The sequence below is a fragment of the Bacillus sp. NTK074B genome (assembly GCF_017303375.1).
GTDB lineage: Bacteria > Bacillota > Bacilli > Bacillales > Bacillaceae_B > Rossellomorea.
In genome coordinates this window covers 99,722-118,292 of record NZ_JAFKOH010000005.1, presented here as the reverse complement: position 1 = coordinate 118,292, position 18,571 = coordinate 99,722, and the positions used below count along the sequence as shown (strand labels likewise).

Annotated in this window: 18 protein-coding genes; 12 read left to right on the top strand and 6 right to left on the bottom strand. The window is 43.9% G+C overall.

The features are described 5' to 3' along the window. The first annotated feature begins 72 nt into the window (after positions 1-72). From JI667_RS10210 to JI667_RS10200, 3 genes are all read left to right on the top strand, one after another. Positions 73-1,395 carry a 2-hydroxycarboxylate transporter family protein gene (locus JI667_RS10210; protein ID WP_206852717.1) on the top strand — a complete coding sequence of 441 codons (1,323 nt, stop codon included), beginning with the start codon at positions 73-75 and terminating at the stop codon, positions 1,393-1,395. Between the two features lie 69 nt (positions 1,396-1,464). Continuing rightward, positions 1,465-2,367: an AEC family transporter gene (locus JI667_RS10205; RefSeq protein WP_206852715.1), complete on the top strand. Its 903-nt coding sequence runs from the start codon at positions 1,465-1,467 to the stop codon at positions 2,365-2,367. Positions 2,368-2,491: 124 nt separating this feature from the next. Beyond that, positions 2,492-3,742, top strand: a complete 1,251-nt coding sequence (locus JI667_RS10200) for a YeeE/YedE family protein (RefSeq protein WP_206852713.1) — start codon at positions 2,492-2,494, stop codon at positions 3,740-3,742. Between the two features lie 35 nt (positions 3,743-3,777). Here JI667_RS10200 and JI667_RS10195 read toward each other — a convergent pair whose 3' ends face one another. Together JI667_RS10195 and JI667_RS10190 are read right to left on the bottom strand one after the other, a co-directional pair. Beyond that, positions 3,778-4,833, bottom strand: a complete 1,056-nt coding sequence (locus JI667_RS10195; RefSeq protein ID WP_206852710.1) for a CotH kinase family protein — start codon at positions 4,831-4,833, stop codon at positions 3,778-3,780. Between the two features lie 134 nt (positions 4,834-4,967). Further along, on the bottom strand, positions 4,968-5,525 hold the full coding sequence (locus JI667_RS10190) for a helix-turn-helix domain-containing protein (protein WP_206852708.1): 558 nt from the start codon (positions 5,523-5,525) through the stop codon (positions 4,968-4,970). Between the two features lie 102 nt (positions 5,526-5,627). Between JI667_RS10190 and JI667_RS10185 the strand changes: the two genes are divergently transcribed. From JI667_RS10185 to JI667_RS10175, 3 genes are all read left to right on the top strand, one after another. Beyond that, a complete protein-coding gene (locus tag JI667_RS10185; protein ID WP_206852706.1) occupies positions 5,628-6,350 on the top strand; it encodes an AzlC family ABC transporter permease in 723 nt (240 codons plus the stop codon). Then, positions 6,343-6,654, top strand: coding sequence for an AzlD domain-containing protein (locus JI667_RS10180; protein WP_206852704.1), 312 nt, complete (start codon positions 6,343-6,345; stop codon positions 6,652-6,654). The genes JI667_RS10185 and JI667_RS10180 overlap by 8 nt, the downstream gene beginning before the upstream one ends. Positions 6,655-6,937: 283 nt before the next feature. Beyond that, entirely contained in the window at positions 6,938-8,209 is a 1,272-nt protein-coding gene (locus tag JI667_RS10175; RefSeq protein WP_206852702.1) for a M48 family metallopeptidase, read from the top strand. A gap of 32 nt (positions 8,210-8,241) precedes the next feature. On the opposite strand, the gene JI667_RS10170 is transcribed toward JI667_RS10175, so the two are convergent. Further along, the gene (locus tag JI667_RS10170) at positions 8,242-8,907 is read right to left on the bottom strand and encodes a DUF421 domain-containing protein (RefSeq protein WP_206852700.1); all 666 of its coding nucleotides are present in this window, start codon (positions 8,905-8,907) and stop codon (positions 8,242-8,244) included. A gap of 135 nt (positions 8,908-9,042) precedes the next feature. After that, complete coding sequence (locus JI667_RS10165) at positions 9,043-9,282, bottom strand: IDEAL domain-containing protein (protein ID WP_206852698.1); 240 nt, start codon at positions 9,280-9,282, stop codon at positions 9,043-9,045. 196 nt (positions 9,283-9,478) lie between these two features. Between JI667_RS10165 and JI667_RS10160 the strand changes: the two genes are divergently transcribed. Next, positions 9,479-10,048 (top strand): competence protein ComK, encoded by a 570-nt coding sequence (locus tag JI667_RS10160; RefSeq protein ID WP_206852696.1) that lies wholly within the window; start codon positions 9,479-9,481, stop codon positions 10,046-10,048. 8 nt (positions 10,049-10,056) lie between these two features. Here the strand turns inward: JI667_RS10160 and JI667_RS10155 are convergent, their stop codons facing one another. Further along, positions 10,057-10,446 (bottom strand): hypothetical protein, encoded by a 390-nt coding sequence (locus JI667_RS10155; RefSeq protein ID WP_206852694.1) that lies wholly within the window; start codon positions 10,444-10,446, stop codon positions 10,057-10,059. A 202-nt stretch (positions 10,447-10,648) separates the two neighbouring features. Between JI667_RS10155 and JI667_RS10150 the strand changes: the two genes are divergently transcribed. From JI667_RS10150 to lepB, 3 genes are all read left to right on the top strand, one after another. Then, positions 10,649-12,622, top strand: a complete 1,974-nt coding sequence (locus JI667_RS10150; RefSeq protein WP_414635232.1) for a S9 family peptidase — start codon at positions 10,649-10,651, stop codon at positions 12,620-12,622. A 378-nt stretch (positions 12,623-13,000) separates the two neighbouring features. Beyond that, positions 13,001-13,642 (top strand): TVP38/TMEM64 family protein, encoded by a 642-nt coding sequence (locus JI667_RS10145; RefSeq protein WP_206852692.1) that lies wholly within the window; start codon positions 13,001-13,003, stop codon positions 13,640-13,642. Next, positions 13,639-14,199 (top strand): signal peptidase I, encoded by a 561-nt coding sequence (gene lepB, locus JI667_RS10140; protein ID WP_098441092.1) that lies wholly within the window; start codon positions 13,639-13,641, stop codon positions 14,197-14,199. The genes JI667_RS10145 and lepB overlap by 4 nt, the downstream gene beginning before the upstream one ends. A gap of 292 nt (positions 14,200-14,491) precedes the next feature. On the opposite strand, the gene JI667_RS10135 is transcribed toward lepB, so the two are convergent. Then, positions 14,492-16,009: an HD domain-containing phosphohydrolase gene (locus JI667_RS10135; protein WP_244668282.1), complete on the bottom strand. Its 1,518-nt coding sequence runs from the start codon at positions 16,007-16,009 to the stop codon at positions 14,492-14,494. A gap of 317 nt (positions 16,010-16,326) precedes the next feature. Between JI667_RS10135 and JI667_RS10130 the strand changes: the two genes are divergently transcribed. Together JI667_RS10130 and JI667_RS10125 are read left to right on the top strand one after the other, a co-directional pair. Continuing rightward, positions 16,327-17,508 carry an endonuclease gene (locus JI667_RS10130; protein WP_414635230.1) on the top strand — a complete coding sequence of 394 codons (1,182 nt, stop codon included), beginning with the start codon at positions 16,327-16,329 and terminating at the stop codon, positions 17,506-17,508. 228 nt (positions 17,509-17,736) lie between these two features. Beyond that, a complete protein-coding gene (locus JI667_RS10125) occupies positions 17,737-18,273 on the top strand; it encodes a GNAT family N-acetyltransferase (RefSeq protein WP_206852684.1) in 537 nt (178 codons plus the stop codon). Positions 18,274-18,571 lie beyond the last annotated feature (298 nt).

Genomic DNA, 18,571 nt, shown 5'->3' with positions numbered 1-18,571 from the left:
TGGGGGAGTAAGCGCTGGGGCACAGTTAACAGTTCGGTTCGCACTATTATTACGATAAAGGGGATGAGAAAGATGGGACAAGCTGCGTCAACACTTGCATATAAGAATGAGGAAACGATAGAGAACGTGACTTTGGGGAAAGAACGCTCCCTACAGATTTTTAATATCCCGATTCTTTGGTTCCTGGTCTTTACGGGAATAACACTTGCCAGTTTGTATACGGGAAACCTTCCTGGCGGGATGATCGGGAGTCTTCTCGTCATGATGATTTTGGGTGAATTATTTGGATGGGTAGGGGACCGAACGCCGCTTGTGAAAACCTTCCTCGGAGGTGGAGCGATCATTGCTATATTCGGATCTGCCTTTATGGTCTATTCCGGTTTGCTTCCTGAAGCAGCGGTCACGTCCATGACAGACTTTATGAAATCAGTCGGATTTTTGAATTTCTATATTGCGGCTTTAATCACCGGCAGTATTTTAGGAATGAATTCAAAGGTTCTGGTTAAAGTGGGACTGCGCTATTTTTTGCCGATTTTTGGAGCGGTAGCTGGGGCCGTGATTATAGCAGGAGTATTCGGTTCTCTTGTAGGTTTTACCCTTAAAGAAGCCATCCTTGTCATTACGATGCCGATCATGGGAGGGGGCATGGGAGCCGGAGCCGTTCCTATGAGTCAAATCTATTCAGAAATGATGGGGAATGATCCGAGCTATTATATTTCCATGCTTGTACCTGCCCTGGCATTAGGGAACGTGTTTGCCATTATTTTAGCATCCGTTCTTGATATTATCGGGAAAAAGGTACCTTCATTAAGTGGAAACGGTCAGCTGATGAAAGGTTTTACTTATGAGAAAACAAAGCAGAAGTATAACATTGAGAAGATGGGGGTAGGATTACTCGCTGCTCTTACATTCTTTACAGTGGGTACGTTGCTTGGTTCCGTTCTTCCTCTTCATCCTTACGCCATCATGATCATTCTCGTGGCAGTTGCGAAGATTTCAAATCTCATTCCTCAAAATGTAGTAGAGGGAGCAAGTCAGTGGTATCAGTTTGTGGCCAATAACTGGACCTTTGCCTTGTTATTCGGGATAGGGGTCGCTTACACGGATTTAAATACGGTCCTTGAAGCGCTGACCCTCCAATATATCCTTACTGTGTTTGGGGTGGTATTAGGGGCAATCATCGGTGCGGCCATCCTTGGAAAACTGGTTGGTTTCTATCCTATAGAAGCAGCGATTACCGCGGGACTGTGCATGGCGAATATGGGAGGAACAGGGGATGTGGCCGTTTTGTCCGCATCCAAACGAATGGAGCTTATGCCATTTGCCCAGATTTCTTCCCGGCTTGGGGGTGCATTGATCCTGCTTCTGGCCGGATTGATTATTCCATTATTGTAAATATGATACACTGAGGTTTGACTATACCAGTCAAACCTCCTCTCATTTTAATAGATTGTGGTGACATACATGGACGTGATTCTGATTGTTCTACCTGCATTATTAGTCTTTCTCGTCGGATTTATCGGTCAAAAGAAGCTGGGATTCGAAATCAATTCGATATCCAAGATGGCCATCTATTTGATGTATCCGTTTCTTGCCTTCAAGACCTTTTATGAGAATGAACTGAATATGGATTATCTGTATATTTTTCTTTTTTGTATCGCCCTTTGTGTGATATTGATCGTTTTTATTAAGATAGTTGCCCGGGTCAGAAGCTATTCAAAGCAGAAGGTATCAGCCATGATTCTTTCAGGGGTATTTATGAATTCAGGTAATTATGGGGTGCCGATCATTCTGTTCGGGTTTGGTGAGCTCGGCTTTCGCTACGCGGTCATCATGATGGTGATTCAGTCGTTCCTCATGAATACGATCGGGTTATATTATGCCATCAGTGGAAGTGACAAGGCGAGGGATTCAAAAGAAATCTGGATGAAGATCGTCAAAATGCCGATCCTGCATGGAGCGGTCATTGGACTTGCCTTTCAGGTTCTTCCTCTTAAGGTCCCTTTGTTCTTAAATCAAACGATCGATTTGATTTCACAAGCCACGATCCCTACGATCATGGTGGTTCTCGGGATGCAGTTGGCGACTCTTGGGGGCAGGAAGGTGGAGCGGAGTGCGCTATCGTTCATCGTGATCCTGCGAATGGTGGCGTCACCCATCCTGGCGTTAGCCATCGTATCCCTGCTGCCGATCTCCCCGACATTGAGTTCAATCCTTATCATCTTGGCCAGTATGCCAACTGCTGCGAACACGACGATGTTTTCCCTTCAGTTCAATACAGAACCTGATTTAGTGTCTGCAAGCACCTTGGTCACGACCGTTTTGAGTATCGTGACGATCCCTATCATGCTGGCACTTGTATCATAGAAGAAAAACCGCCTTCACAAGCGGTTTTTTTTGATAAAAGCTCAAGTTTTGACAGAAGCCATTGAATCCCTTAGTATTGTAAAATAAATTCAAACCAAACCGATGAGATTAAGGAGGATTTGTTATGGCTGACTATGTTCAACCGATTAATGAACAAAAAGGTCCAGAGAAAGCGAGTGCTGAATTGAATCCGCCCCAGACTAGATTGGTGGCTTTCGGTATGATCGTCACAGCGGTTCTTGGTCTTTATCTGCTCTTTACACAAGACGCGTCCCAAACCGTGCTACTCGTTCTTGGCCTTCTGTTAGGATATACATTATTTCATGCGAGATTTGGATTCACCTCTGCCTTCCGCAGGGTGATGTCTGTAGGGAACGGACAGGCTATGCGGTCCCATATGCTGATGCTGGCCGTTGCCGTTACCTTGTTTGCACCGATCCTCGCAACAGGCTACACGTTTTTCGGCGGTGAAGCGACAGGCTATGTATCACCAGTCGGTGTCAGCTTGATTGTAGGTGCCTTTTTGTTCGGGATCGGCATGCAACTCGGGGGAGGATGTGCTTCCGGTACCCTTTACGCGATTGGCGGGGGACGTTCCGTCATGTTCATCACACTATTATTTTTTATCGTGGGTGCTACTGTGGGTGCAGCTCATCTTCCATTTTGGACAGAGGAGCTCCCTTCCTTTCAACCGATCTCACTGGCGACTTCCACAGGACTGGGTTATTTCGGGGCGTGGGTCGTTTCTATGTTGTTTTTTGGCCTGGTTGCCTGGGTCACCCTTCAGATCGAAAAGAAGAAGAATTCACCGCGCATGGCAAAGCTTTCATCAGCAAATGGATGGAAGCGGATCTTCCGTGGTTCATGGCCGCTATTCGCCGCTGCCATCGTGCTCGCGATATTGAATGCCCTTACGCTCATGACGAGGGGGAATCCGTGGGGAATCACTTCTGCCTTTGCCCTTTGGGGTTCAAAGGTTGCCGGAGTGTTCGGGGTAGATGTTGCAAGCTGGGGCTATTGGTCTGGTGCCAATGCAGAAGCTCTTCAAGCATCAATCTTTGCTGATTCTACAACCGTATTGAATTTTGGTGTCATCCTTGGTGCATTTCTTGCCTCTGCTGCAGGCGGACTATTCCGTTTTAATAAGATCACCGGAAAGAATGCCGCAGCATCTGTCATTGGCGGACTGTTGATGGGGTACGGTGCCCGATTGGCATTCGGATGTAACATTGGTGCTTACTTCGGGGGAATCGCGTCCTTCAGTCTGCACGGTTACATCTGGGGAATCCTGGCTCTTCTTGGCACATTCCTTGCTCTTTATCTTCGTCCTCTGTTTGGCTTGTCTGTTCCAAAACCGAAAGATACCTTCTGTTAATTTACTGCGTGGGAGCTTCCCACGCAGTGTTTTTGTTAGAGTTTCTTTAATTCCCTTTTCAGAAAAGCCCCACGATCTTCAATGAACTGAAAGATGAAGGCAGGCTCTCTGTCATATGAATCGATCTCGCTTTGAAGGTGAGGATCCATCAGGATATACGGCCGCAGGGAAGAATGGGAATCCATCACCTTGTCTTCAAAGTAATCCACATTAAATTTCGTCTCAAGAATCTCTTCCAATATATCCTTATAACGTTTTCTGTATCGAGTTCGCTCCATCAGCTGCGCCGTAAGTTTGTTTTTCGCTTTTCCCGTGATGGGCACATAATCATACTCCATCTCGTCCCCATTCACTTTTCGTCCGAACGTGGCATCATAATCCCACGGAATGATGGAAAAAAGGTGGTCATCCCGGTTTAGATACAACGCGTAGTTATGGGTGAATCCATCATTATTCATCGTGCAAACCGCTCCAGCCAGCCATCTGAGATAGTTTTCAATGTTTAAAAATTCCGGTATCTCATAAGGAGATGCATTGATACTCCTAATGAAATGAATAAGATGCTGATCATCCTGCATTTTCCCAAGTTTCCGTTGATACCCTGAGGTAAGACCTCTTTTTTTCTTCAATGAAAAATCCGCCTGGTCATTGAAGGCATAATAAATCGTTCCTGGTGGAAGCCTCCTCTTACGTAAATATTTTTCGTCCACCGATTCGAGCTGAAGATATAAACCAAGGGGTTCTCCTCCATGGGTGAGAAATACATGTTGACTGTTTGGAGTGTGAATCCCCAAATCCCTTATGAAATCCAGGGACAGTTTGTTTCTGAAGTGGGAGGGGTCGAATAATTCAGCATTGAGATGGACTTCTGAAGATCCGGCCCATTCCCCCGGACTTCTGAATTCTATATGATAGGACTTTTTTTTCAATTCCCGTGTATAGGAACCCCTATAGCGGATATCGATGTCATACGTAGTGTCTTCTATGTTTAATCGGGCCGGAACAGGTGAGTCACTCCATACATCCCGCTCCAATTCCAACAGATCCGTACGTTGGAATTGGAGGTCAAATGAAGGTAAGGAAGGAGTCATGGTCGTTTTCTCCTCTCCATTTTATTAATGATGTAATAGTATATGGTCACGTTGCGCAATGTGCCACGAAATGAACAGAGAAAAAGCTGCCACGGAGTGGAACCCCACACCGTGACAGCTTTAATGATTCTCCATTAATCTTCTCCATAATATACGACCATCTGGCATACGGCCTCTTGACCCGCCTCATTGGTATATTCATGACCAGAGTCGGCTGCGAAGCGTATCGAGCTTCCTGCCGGCAATTCATATTTTTTTTCGGCTAATTTCAAAACGATGCTTCCGGATAGGACTGTGATGTATTCTTCTACCCCTTTCGTATGTCCTTCATTCCGATAGGCACATCCAGGCTTCATCTCCACCCGGTAGCTTTCCCATTTTTTTAATGGGTCGAAAGGGAAGATGGGGTATACGATATAGTTGCCGTCATCTTCAAGTACAGGCTGTACGTCTTCATAGTGAATAATGGATACTTGATTGCTCGGCTTTTCAATCAGGGAAGAGAAGGATACCTTCAGGCCGTTGGCAATTTTCCATAGTATCGCAACAGTGGGATTGGAGTCGCCTCGTTCAATTTGGCCGATCATGGCCTTGCTTACCCCGGTTCGTTCAGCCATCTGTTCAAGGCTGAATCCCCTCTCTCTTCTTATTTTCCTAATGTTTTCTCCAATTTGAATCGGGAAATGTTCCATGCTCAAAACTCCTCTTGTATACTATAACGTCTATATGTATAATATAATAAATTATCAAAAAATTAAAATAGCAATGACTTCTATTATAAAGGATGTGAGAGGATGGAGGCACTTCTTTCTACAAAAAAAGTGAGTGATTTCCGCCTTGGCCTGCAGGGTGGCCTTAGTATAGCCATTGGATATATGCCAGTGGCCCTTACGTTTGGTTTGTTGGCACGTACAACCGGACTGACCGTGACGGAGACGGTCCTGATGAGCATGCTTGTGTTTGCAGGGGCCGCTCAATACATATCACTGAGTTTGATTGCGGTCGGCACCGGAATCATCGAGATCATTCTGACCACGTTCATCGTAAACATCCGTCACTTTCTCATGTCTGCATCGTTAAACGAGAAGATTGAGGAAGACCGTTTGTTTAAAAAGCTTTTCTATGCGTTTGGCATCACGGACGAAACCTTTACAGTCATCAGTGTCAAGGAGGGAAAGGTACGGTCGGGATTTGCCGTAGGAGTCATGCTCATTTCCTACGGGAGCTGGGTGGTGAACTCGGGGGTAGGATATTACATCGGAGAGGTCCTCCCGGAATTCCTTCAGGCCAGCATGACGATCGCTCTGTACGCCATGTTTGTCGGCCTCCTCGTTCCTTCTATGAAAAAAAGCGTCAAAGTCACGTTTTTGGCGGTGGTGGCAGGTGCTCTGAATAGTATTCTTCTGTTTACCACGAACCTTTCAAACGGCTGGTCGATAGTGACCGCTACGATCGTTTCGGCTGTTATCGTCGAAGCAGTGGTCATGATAAAGGGAGGAGGAAGTGAGGATGAATAGTGCGATCGTGTGGATGATCTTCGGGATGGCCATTGTCACCTATATCCCGAGAATGCTTCCTTTCCTCGTGTTTAAAGGAAAAGAACTCCCTCCATTTCTTCAAGGAGTTTTGCGAAATGTTCCATTTGCCGTATTGGGTGCGCTGATCTTTCCAAGCATCTTGTTAATTCAGGAAGGGAATCTAATGTTTGGAATGGTAGGGACGCTTGCTGCCTTTGGGGTCGCTTTTTTGGGTGCCAACGTCATCCTTGTGGTAATTGGAGCGATATCCGTTTTGTCTCTGTATTCAGTCTTCTTAATGTAGAAGACTATTGGTCACGATTTGAATCGTGGCTTTTTTTATTGAGTTGGCCGTCGTATTTTGTAGAACCGCAGATGAATGATAAAAATGGCCGATAAAATTTTATTCTGGAAGAAATAATGAAGATAGGGCATAAGTTGAACATGTGGCACGTAACCTCCAGAAAGGCAGATAAATGATTTTCTTTGCACGAACGGCACCATTTCTCTCACCGTCCGTGTTTAGGTTCTAAAACTTTGGACAGGGTATTACATATAGTAATGAAGACAAGAAGGGAGGAAGTATATTGGCTAGAAAATGGGCGCTGAGGTCGATACTGGCATATTTGCTGTTAGGCTTATTTTTATATGTATATTTATTTTTCCTGGCGGATTCCACTTTACCCGAACTGTATAAGGGAAGCAGTGCGGATCCAGCCACTTTCATGAATAATAAAGAAATCATGTTGAGTGAGGACTTTTCAAAAATCAAGAATCTTTTGTTCTTCCTTTCGACTCCATATGAATGGCTATTTTATTTCTTGATACTGATACTTGGTGTATCACGGGTGTTTGAGAAATGGGCGAGGGGAACGGTGAAGAATGGGCTCCTCCAAACGGCCATTTACTTGTTCTGGTTATCGATCGCCTCTTTTGTTGCGATTTTTCCTTTGCAGTATATTTCGTATAAGATCTCAAAGAGCTACAACATATCCACTCAGACGTTCTCAATGTGGATGAAAGATGAAATAACCGATTTCTGGGTGAATTATCTGCTCATGTTTATCATTGTATCGGTCCTGTATGCCCTGATGAAGAGGTTTAAAGAGCGCTGGTGGCTCGCTGCCTGGGCTTTATCCGTACCGTTCACTATTTTCATGATGTTCGTTCAGCCTGTCCTGATCGATCCCCTGTACAATGACTTTTATCCATTGAAGGATAAAGCATTGGAAGAACAGATCCTTACACTTGCAGACAGGGCCCAAATCCCTGCAGACCACGTGTTTGAAGTCGATATGTCTGAAAAGACCAATTCACTTAACGCCTACGTCACCGGAGTAGGCGCCAATTCAAGGATTGTCCTTTGGGATACGACCCTTGAGAAATTGACAGACAAGGAAATCCTCTTCGTCATGGCTCATGAAATGGCTCATTACGTGGAAAAGCACATCTATATAGGAATCGGGATCTATCTCGTTCTGTCCTTCTTTGGATTGTTCTTGACGTCCAAGCTGATGAGGGGAATCGTGGCAAACCATAAAGATAATCTCAAAGTATCAAAGGTCTCAAACCTCAGCTCTTTACCATTATTCTTAATGATTACATCTATGCTGTTGTTCACAATCAGCCCTGTTAGCAACTGGATTTCACGTTACCAGGAAACGAGGGCAGATCGATATGCCATCGAAATGACCGGAGACAAGGAATCAGCCATTTCGTCTTTCCAGAAGTTATCAAAGGTCGGATTATCCCAAGTGAACCCGCCGCTTCTGGTGAAGATCTTCCGATACGGACATCCGACCATGCTTGAGCGCCTTTCCATGCTTGAGGAATATGAGGCGGAAAAGAAAGAAGAGTAAAGAAGAGAAAAGGCCAAGTCACTTTTGAGTGTCTAGGCCTTTTCTCTTTTGCTGATGACGAGATTTTTTGCTTTTTCCGTCATATAGGCGAAAATGACATCTTTATGGTGGAGATTTGAGTTGGTTAGTTGAGTTTCCAACCATTCTTTCGATTTTCCCAGTAGCCTCAGGTTCCTTATTTGAATCTTCCCATCCACAATGACGGAAATCGGCAGCCCCTCGTCGTCGATCGTTAAATTAAGATGCTCGACGGTAACCGGGGTATTCTCCACCTTAGGAATGATGCTCACTTCTCCGATGGGTTCGAGCATCGCATAATCCACGTCGGATATTTTCGGGTACCCCTGGGACCTAAGGATGGACGTTAATTGAATGAGTGAGATTTTGGATTTCTCCAGATTATCTTCTAATATTTCCCCGTTTTTTATCAGTAAAGTCGGTTCTCCTAGGAAGAAGCGGTTCCCCCATTGACTTAACGTCATAAACGAGAAAAGGACGTGAAGCCCTACAAGAAAGACGAGGGCTGCAATGGTTGGCCAGAACTTTGTGGAGATCAAGGGCTCAGAGGCAATCGTCCCTACAATGATGATGGCTACGAGGTCATAAGGGGTCATCTGTACGATTGTTGATTTACCCATCAGCCTCATGGCAGCAATGGTAATCAAATAAAGGACCAGAACTTTTATTAGTAAGATCAAGGTGATTCGCTCCATCGTATTCAAGTTAACCATTAGGATTAACCAATCGAGAAGAAGTCATGCATAGAGAGGTATTAAGGGCCCGTCCATTAAAATGGGAATGGCTGACTCGATAGTGGAGTCAGCCATTTATGATTATCCGCAGCTTATGTTCAATTCATATAATTCTTTAGTCAATTTCATGAACAGTACTTTATCTTTAGTATCAAGGGCGGCATCAATGTCGGTTAGGAGTTTGGATTTCTGTGTCATAAGGATGCTTTCATGCAGCACCATATCGATATAAATTTCCATTACGCTTCTTTCAGCGGATTTCTTCCGGTTAATGGCGGCGGCGGCTTTCATCATTTCTGTATAGGACTTTTTGCTTTCCATATACCTCACCCCTGAATTCTTTTTATTAGTATATGGTGTAAGTATTAAAAATTCAACTAAAAAATTAAATATTCAGATAATTTTTTATTCATATAACGGTGCCCGTTATCTAATTTCAGAATTTTTAAAAATATGGGAGACAACCCTCGAAATTTGTGGTATTATTTTGGAGAAAAATGTAAATGGAGGCGATGTTATGAGAGAAAAATCTCGAATTATAGAAGAATATGAAGTAAATCCCCATACGATGATCCTTCAGCCTATGGAGTACGGTGCCAGGACATTTACAAAAATAATAGAGGTAGATGACGTATTGATCTCTCCGTTCAAACCTTTTGATATCCTGAAAAAAAGCTGCGAATTCTTTGGCTGCTCTTATGAAGGCAGAAAAGAAGGAACGAAAAAACTTACGGGTATCATTTATAAAGCCCCCATCATGGTTAATCCTGATATGTTCATTTATCTATTCCCGACATCATCTCCAGTGAAGCAGGAATGTGCCTGGATCTCCCACTCCCATGTCCGGGGATATGAACGATTGACAAATGGATCAACACGGATCTTCCTTCAAAACAATGAATCCTGCACGGTTCCCATTTCATACAGTTCCTTTGAAAATCAAATGCTCCGCACCTCGGATTTACGGATTGCCTACACACAGAGAATCGCTGAAATGGAAAGTAAATATAACACGAAGGTCCAGACAGAAACGAATCATGTAAAGACATTTTATATGAATCGACATATCCACAAAACCGACGCGTGAGGAGAGTATCACGCTTCTTTTGTTGTATCAGTCTTTGATTCTGTGAATCGGCGGTACAAATAGTGTCTCATCAAATCCTCGACCCGGTTACGAAGGCGTGGATTGAAATAGTTATGGTGTTCTTCATATCCCTTATACAAAAACATATACATCGTGAATGCATCATCCGTTTGCATACGTTCAACCTTCATCTTATTCGTCCTCATATATTTCTTAACATGGGCCAGTTCTCCTTGAATGACCTTCATCGTCTCCTCGATCATCTCTAAATACGGCCGTTTTAATTTAAAGGGACTGCTGTCGACGATTTGCAGGTCACGATTCAAAATCGTCAGTACCATGGGCAGATAAATTGCCTGTTCCAAAATATTCCGATCGTTCTCCGGGATTCTTGTCATATGAAAAGACTCCTTTTTATTTTATTATAGAACGTATGTTCGTAGTTTTATTTTACGTGGATTTCAATTTACTTTCAATAGGGAAAGTTGTAGAATTTGAATTTGTTTCTATTATGAAGGGAAATGCAGGTTTTTATCCGTGAAGGGAATAGGTCGTCAGTGTCGAATTTATAAAAGGTACAGATAGAAAGGAAGGTGCAAAATCTTGAAGACAGGCATTACAATAAAAGATCTTTACGAATTAAAGGCCGTATCGGATCCAAGACTTTCTCCAAGCGGGGAAGAGGCTGTCTTTATCCAAACCATCCTGAATGAAGAAAAAAATGACTATTTTTCAACCTTACATAGTATCAGTCTGAAAGACCAGTCCACACGTCAATGGACATTCGGTGAACAAAAAATTTCATCGCCGAGATGGTCACCTGATGGAAGGAGTATCGCTTTCATTTCCAATCGTTCCGGAGTCAATCAGCTTTATCTCCTCAGTCGGAATGGCGGGGAAGCGGAGGCGGTCACAAACTGTCCGAATGGAGTCTCGAATCCCGTCTGGTCTCCATGCGGTGGGAAAATTGCCTTTTCCATTCGATTGGAGAAAGGGGAGGCATTCGATCAAAAGGAAGTTGAAGAGGAAAAGCTAAAACCTTTCGCTACAACCAGTATGAAATACAAAAGTGATGATCGCGGTTTTGAGGATGACCGTTATGCTCAGGTAGCGGTTGTGGACCTGGGGACGAAAGAAGTGAGAAGAGTCACGGATGATGAAAACGATTATACCCTTCACTCATGGTCCCCGGATGGAAACTATCTTGCCTTCGCAACCGACAAGAATGAAGACAGGGATTTCTCCTTTCAGTCCGATTTATATATTTTTCACCTTGAAACAAGAGAGTGTAAGCAGATCAATGGGGAGCAGGGGTACTACGGAGAAGCAAGCTGGTCCCCGGACTGCAGGCATCTGGCCTATATAGGTCATAAGCGTGAATATGAGAATGCAACGCATAATAAGATTTGGATTCATGAGGTTTCGTCAGGACACTCCGTTTGCCTGACAGAAGGGATGGATGTTGCCATAGGGGATTATCTGAATAGCGATAGCATCCAGGGCTCGTCCCAAACGGGCATCAAGTGGTCAAAGGACAATGAAAGCTTCTATTTCCTGGCATCCGATGCGGGAAATACGGTCCTCTACTATGCACACATCGAAGGCGCAATCTATCCGGCACTCTTACAGGAAGAGCAGCACGTCTATGGGTTCGACCTGGATTCGGGTCGCCAAATCATCCTGGTTTCAATGAGCAAACCGGCAGAGCCTGGTGAATTGTATACTCTCCACGTACCGACAGGGGAACTGACTAAAGTCACGGATGTGAACAGAGATTGGCTCGCAGATCGTAACGTGTCTTCTCCGGAATCTTTTATGTTCCAGGGGGCGAAAGGTTGGCCGGTTCAAGGCTGGATGATGAAGCCTGCCGGATACGAAGAAGGAAAGAAATATCCGCTGGTCGTTGAAATACATGGCGGCCCGCACACGATGTATGGGAATACGTTCTTTCATGAATTCCAGGTACTCTCAAGCAGTGGCTATGTTGTTTTGTACGTTAATCCACGAGGAAGTCATGGCTATGGCCAGGAGTTCGTCGATGCCGTTAGGGGTGACTACGGCGGTGGAGATTATGAAGACATCATGCGTGCAGTGGATTATGCACTGGGGGAATATCCTTTTATTGATGAAAATCGCCTGGGGGTAACCGGTGGAAGCTACGGTGGCTTCATGACCAACTGGATCATCGGTCACAGCGACAGATTCAAAGCGGCTGTAACCCAGCGTTCCATCAGCAACTGGATCAGCTTTTACGGAGTCAGTGATATCGGTTACTATTTCTCTGAATGGCAGATCCAAAGTGATCTTGGTGACATTGAAACCTTGTGGAAGCACTCACCACTCGCTTACGTGAAAAATATGAACACACCTCTTTTGATTCTTCACAGTGAAAAGGACTATCGCTGCCCGATCGAGCAGGGCGAACAGCTTTTCATTGCATTAAAACGGGAGAAAAAAGAGGCGAGATTCGTCCGTTTCCCGGAATCCAATCATCATCTGTCCCGGACCGGAAAGCCATCCTTGCGGGAAGCCAGGTTGCAGGAGATCGTGGATTGGTTTGGGGAATATTTATAAACTAAGGGAGAACTGTCATTTCCGTATGGGGTTGGCAGTTTTTTTTGGTGCTGAATGGAGGAGAAGAGGGAAGCTATAATTTTGGGAGAAGTCGATAATAAAGGATGGGTGGACGTGGCAATCGGAAACCAGACGAAGATTTATCTTCCGCTCTTATAGACAATTGCTAGATTTCACATGTCTGAACCGATCATCTTCAGAAAATATCCTCCAGCAAAAGGTTTACAACAAACAACTTTAGGCAACCTTGTATTAATAAAAACGACGCAGGAGATTACGATATGGAAATCCTGTTCTGGTATGATATGATGAAATGAGTAAGTAGTGATGACGAGATGAGTATATCTGTTCATGGTCGTTTAAGGGGAAACATATAATATGAATATCAATACGATAAAAGATTGGTTTACACTTGAGAATATGATGGATTTGATTCAGCAATATCGTTCATTTGGTCCGATTCCGGGAATCCTGCTGCCGTTGTTGGAGGCGTTTCTCCCGTTCCTTCCGCTGGTCGTGTTTGTGACGGCCAACGCGAATGCGTTCGGCCTGTGGTGGGGCTTTCTGTTTTCGTGGATCGGTGCGACCCTTGGTGCCTTGATCGTATTCCTATTGGTCAGAAGGTACGGGGAGGCCCGGGTCTTTCGCTTCTTAAGGAAGAGCCGTCAAGTGAACAGGTTGACGAAATGGGTAGACAAGCATGGATTTGGCCCGCAGTTCATTTTGCTATGTTTCCCGTTCACACCGTCAGCAGTAGTCAATGTCGTGGCAGGTTTGTCTTCCATCAGCATTGCTCAGTATATGCTTGCGGTGGTGACAGGGAAAATGGTGATGATATTCACCATAAGCTTTATCGGATATGATATTATATCATTAGTTAAACAACCTATTCGTACAGTAATCGTTGTAGCCATTATTTTCGTTTTGTGGTTTGTAGGAAAACGAATTGAGATACATCTGAATAAGAAAATGGAATTAGACCAACGAATTGAACGGAAAAAGCAGGAGGAATCAAATTGAGAGAAGAGGTAAAAAGAGAAGGACTGGAATGGATCAAAGCCCTGGGAATTGGATTAATCATTTTCATCATCATACGGACCTTTCTCTTCTCCAACTATGTGGTGGAAGGCGAATCCATGATGCCGACACTGCAGGATGGAAATAAACTGGTTGTCAACAAGATCGGCTATCATATCGGGGAATTGGACCGCTTTGATGTAGTGGTATTTCATGCAAACGAAAAAGAAGATTATGTGAAGCGAATCATCGGCCTGCCGGGTGATAAAATTGTTTATAAAGATGACAAGTTATACGTGAATGGAGAATATTATCCAGAACCTTACCTGGAGAAGTTTAAACAGGAGTATATTGGAAGTAAGCTGACGGGTGACTTTACCCTGCAGGAAATCACTGGTGAAAAAACAGTTCCAAAAGGGAAAATATTTGTTCTGGGGGATAACCGTCGGGGAAGCATGGACAGCCGTTATTTCGGTTTTGTAGACCGGGAACAGATTGTCGGAAAAGTGGACCTTCGCTATTGGCCCATCAATGAATGGGATGTGCAATTCAGAAAATGACATCATGGGAAGATGACTTAACGATCAGTCGTCTTCTTTTTTTTGTGAATTCTGTACTTTAACCTTTGCATGGAAACTTCCCGATGGTTATCATCTTGTGGACCAATCCTTTCCGATCAATCAATCGAGGAGAAGATCATTGAGTATTTACCCGGTGATATACAATTCTATCTACATGTACCAAACCCTAATAGGTCTTATTTATACAATGGAGAGAGTATGGAGCGAGAATGTTAATGAAAAAGGATCAGATTGGTTAACGGTCTGATCCTTTTACTTTGAGAGAGGATTATCATGAGTATGTGTGCTTTATAGAATCGGACTCAGCCGTCATTCCTTTTAGGAAAGCATCGACGAATTGCTCGTCCCACTGACTTCCTCTCCCTTCTTCCAGAATGGAGAAGGCCTTTTCAAAAGGCATACCCTTTCGGTAAGGGCGATCAGAGGTCATGGCGTCAAAGGCATCGGCTACTGCAATCAATCGTCCGAATAGGGGGATTTCCATTCCTTTTAATCGGTCAGGGTACCCTAAACCATCCATCCGCTCATGATGGTGCTTGATGCCGGGTAAGATGGGAAGGAGCTCTTCTGTGAGTTGAACCCCTTTGACAATTTCTTCACCAATGACGGGATGGCGTTTAATCTGGTCAAACTCTTCATCTGTTAATTTTCCTTCTTTTAAAAGTACATCATCACGAATCCCGATTTTTCCAATGTCGTGAAGGAGAGCGGATTTATTTAGTAAATCAATGTCCTTCACCGGCCATTTGCACTGCTTGGCAATCAATATGGAATAATCCGCTACCCGCTTGCTATGACCTGCTGTATAAGGATCGCGAGCATCCAATGTGCCGGCCACCACTGCGAAAAACTGGTCAAGGAGCTGCTGATTCTTACGGTCCCTGAGATTGATGGCATCTACCATATGATTAAATCCTGAGAAAAGATGAGAAAACTCATCCGTATACGTATTTGTAACGGTTGCAACATGCCCCCCCTCCACTTTTTTGAAATGGGAGACAAGCTCCTTCACAGGTTCTTCAATACTCTTAAAGATAAGGACCGCACCGTAAAAGGCAAGGAGCGTAATGATGAAGATCAGGGTCCCTGCCCATTTCCAGTAGTCGACTAAAAGGGTGGAGTCCTCGATGGATAAGCGAATCTGTGAAGCAAGTGAAAACAGCAGTATCGGGAACAGCGCAAGAAACAATGACGCTGCCAGAATCTTTCGTTTCAAACTGATAAATATTGTTGATTGATTTGCAGGATCCATTCCATATGTTTCAACCGTTTTTCGTATAAGATCTTCCTGGAGCCTGTGACATGCCTTAAAGGTTAAAAAAAATTCGATTAACGCATGGAGGATCGCCACTAAGAAAGCACCACACCAGGCATATAGTATATAAGAGTATGGAAGCGAAAGTGAATCAGTATGAATGAAGAGGACCGTCAATAAAGTTGAAGGCAGAGCAAGCCCAAGGAAATGAGGGAGCATAATTCGTTTAACAGTTAAAAGCGGGAACCTTTCTGCTTGTTGATAAGCCGTTAACAGGAGGTTCAATTCGATCGTCCCACCCTGCTTTTGATAAACAAGTTTAATAGGACGAATATGCCTCTGGTACACAAGGAATTCAAAGCCGAACATCGTAAGGATCGAGAGGAAAATGATGCTCCCCATGGCAAAGAACTCGCTTTCCTTTAGGGAAAGGGTTTGAAATATAAACACAGAACCGACACCAAACACAGCAATGATACTTCCAAAAAGATAATTGTTAATGATTGTACGTTGAAATTGATGAAATATATTCAAGGATGAATCCTCCAAATTCCCTAACATTTAGTAGGTTCATTATAAAGGAAAATGAGAGTGGGGAACATGGGTGTTTGATAGATTTGTGTAAAGAGGGTGTGACTTTGAGGGAATTTATTTAAAAAAGTGACGCAATTCCCTTCTTTCATTCATGGCTGTGGATTATATACAGTTAGGACACTGGAAGGAAGCTTTTTTCCATATGGAAAAAGATGTGAAAATAGACTCATTTTCTCTTATTTACACAAAATTTACCCTATTATGAAAATGATTATTGTACGCTAAATGTGTAATGCATTTAAAGGAGGCGAAGCAGTTTGAAGTTTGCACACAAAAAAGTCATTGGTATTTTTGCTATCGTATTTCTTTTTACGATAGCGTGCAGCCAGGTATCACCCACTCAAATGAGTGCAGCGGGAAGCGGTTCTTGGAGCTCCCCTTATACAGCAGATCAAGCGATTACAAATCAGAATGGTTCCACGAAATCTATCGAAGGGTATGTGGTCGGACAGCCAACCTCTGCGTCGTCGGTTATCACAAATGATTTTCCGAACGATTATGCATTGGCCTTAGCGGCAACACCATCAGAAGCCAATGCAAATCAGATGGTGTATGTTCAAATTCCATCTGATTATCGTTCAAGCTTTGGCCCGCAAAGTAACCCGGGTTTAATGGGGGAAAAGATCAAAGTGACGGGAAGCTTGTCAGCCTATTTTTCCCATCCTGGAGTGAAATCGACATCAGCTTTTGAATTAATGGAAGAAGGAGGAACAGATCCGACAGATCCTCCATCAGAACCTACCGATCCTCCGGCTTATGAAGACTACTACAACGCAGCGGAAGGCAAAACGGGTGAGGTCTTGAAAACGGCACTACATAACATCATTGACGATCATCATACCCTATCCTATGATGCTGTATGGGGAGCATTGCGAAAAACGGACGAAGACCCAAACAACCCCAATAATGTCATACTCCTCTACTCTGGCCGTTCACAATCCAAAACAACAAACGGTGGTGGAGTGAACGACTGGAACCGGGAACATGTGTGGGCGAAATCCCATGGAGATTTCGGAACGGCACAGGGCCCAGGGACGGACCTCCATCATTTGAGACCGACGGATGTTACGGTCAACTCGACAAGAGGAAATCTTGACTTTGACAATGGTGGAACCGAGCAGACGGAAGCACCAGGCAACTACTACGACAGCGATTCATGGGAGCCCCGTGATGAAGTAAAAGGCGATGTTGCCCGGATGATCTTCTACATGGATGTCCGTTATGAAGGAGATAAGGGGGAAGTGGATTTAGAGCTGAATAATAACGTCAACAATGGAAGCGCTCCTTACATGGGGAAAATGTCTGTGCTTCTGGAGTGGAACGAACAAGATCCGGTGGATGCAAGAGAAATCCGCAGGAACAATATCATCTTTGAACAATATCAGGGTAACCGCAACCCATTCATCGACCATCCTGAATGGGTAGAAATGATCTGGTAGCAAGCTTTTTGAGCAAAAGGAAAACCGAACGATCACTCGAGATTCTCTCATGAACATCGAATTCGTTCGGTTTTTTACTGTCTTTTTAAAAACCCTATTATTGGATAAAAGAATACCGGCACTTCGTAATGAAACCGCAGTCTGTAAACAGGTAATAACAAGCTTTTTCAAAATCAATAGAGGAAATGGTATGGAATGCCTCGAAATACATAAGTCGAGGTGAAAAGGATGAAGCGGTTATTGACCGGAAATAGAATGGATCTAACAGGCTTTCAAGAAGAAGATATTTCGTCCATAAAGAAATGGAATCAAAATGAAGAAGTGCAGAGACTATTGGACGCCCTCCCGCCTAAGCCGAAAACAGAAGAAGAGATTAAGAAATGGATGGTGCCGGAAGAAAATTCCTTTCGATTTGCGATACGGCTGAAGGACGATGGGAGAATCATAGGATTTGTAGAGCTGGATGGCATTCTATGGACCCATCGCGTGGGGTGGATATCCATTTCAATCGGTGACGAAACAGCTTGGGGGAGTGGATATGGCAGGGAAGCTATGGAATGTCTTTTGGCCTACGGCTTTCATGAGTTGAATCTTCACCGTCTTCAATTAACGGTGTTTTCGTATAATGAGAGAGCGATCAGGTTGTATGAATCGCTCGGGTTCAGGAAAGAAGGAAGCTATCGTCAATTCCTGCAAAGAGACGGAAAGCGGTATGATATGTTTTTATTTGGATTATTAGCAGGTGAATGGGAAGAAGGATTGTGAAGTCCTTCTTTTTTTGGAGTAGGTCGTGGCGGGGGAGGGGATTGAGCGCTCAGTCAATTCCCTTAATTTGTTAAACGACGCAATTAGCACTAATAATGACGCAATAAAATTTATAATGGCGCAAATATGAAAAAAATGACGCAATCATAATGAAAAATGACGCAATCCCGCTGAAAGCGATGTTGTAAAGTTCCTATGAACCAGTCACATGGACTTAACCCCCGGCAGTAGACGTTCCTTCATGCTGCCTTTCAAATAGAATCGTCAATCAAACATTCAAAATGAGTGAAAGGGTGAG

Coding starts and splice junctions, on each gene's coding strand:
- JI667_RS10195 (WP_206852710.1), bottom strand. CDS start 4,833: ATGACTCCTTCCTTACCTTCATTTGACCTCCAATTCCAACGTACGGAT.
- JI667_RS10160 (WP_206852696.1), top strand. CDS start 9,479: ATGAGAGAAAAATCTCGAATTATAGAAGAATATGAAGTAAATCCCCAT.
- JI667_RS10205 (WP_206852715.1), top strand. CDS start 1,465: ATGGACGTGATTCTGATTGTTCTACCTGCATTATTAGTCTTTCTCGTC.
- JI667_RS10155 (WP_206852694.1), bottom strand. CDS start 10,446: ATGACAAGAATCCCGGAGAACGATCGGAATATTTTGGAACAGGCAATT.
- JI667_RS10145 (WP_206852692.1), top strand. CDS start 13,001: ATGAATATCAATACGATAAAAGATTGGTTTACACTTGAGAATATGATG.
- JI667_RS10165 (WP_206852698.1), bottom strand. CDS start 9,282: ATGGAAAGCAAAAAGTCCTATACAGAAATGATGAAAGCCGCCGCCGCC.
- JI667_RS10190 (WP_206852708.1), bottom strand. CDS start 5,525: ATGGAACATTTCCCGATTCAAATTGGAGAAAACATTAGGAAAATAAGA.
- JI667_RS10185 (WP_206852706.1), top strand. CDS start 5,628: ATGGAGGCACTTCTTTCTACAAAAAAAGTGAGTGATTTCCGCCTTGGC.
- JI667_RS10200 (WP_206852713.1), top strand. CDS start 2,492: ATGGCTGACTATGTTCAACCGATTAATGAACAAAAAGGTCCAGAGAAA.
- JI667_RS10210 (WP_206852717.1), top strand. CDS start 73: ATGGGACAAGCTGCGTCAACACTTGCATATAAGAATGAGGAAACGATA.
- JI667_RS10125 (WP_206852684.1), top strand. CDS start 17,737: ATGAAGCGGTTATTGACCGGAAATAGAATGGATCTAACAGGCTTTCAA.
- JI667_RS10180 (WP_206852704.1), top strand. CDS start 6,343: ATGAATAGTGCGATCGTGTGGATGATCTTCGGGATGGCCATTGTCACC.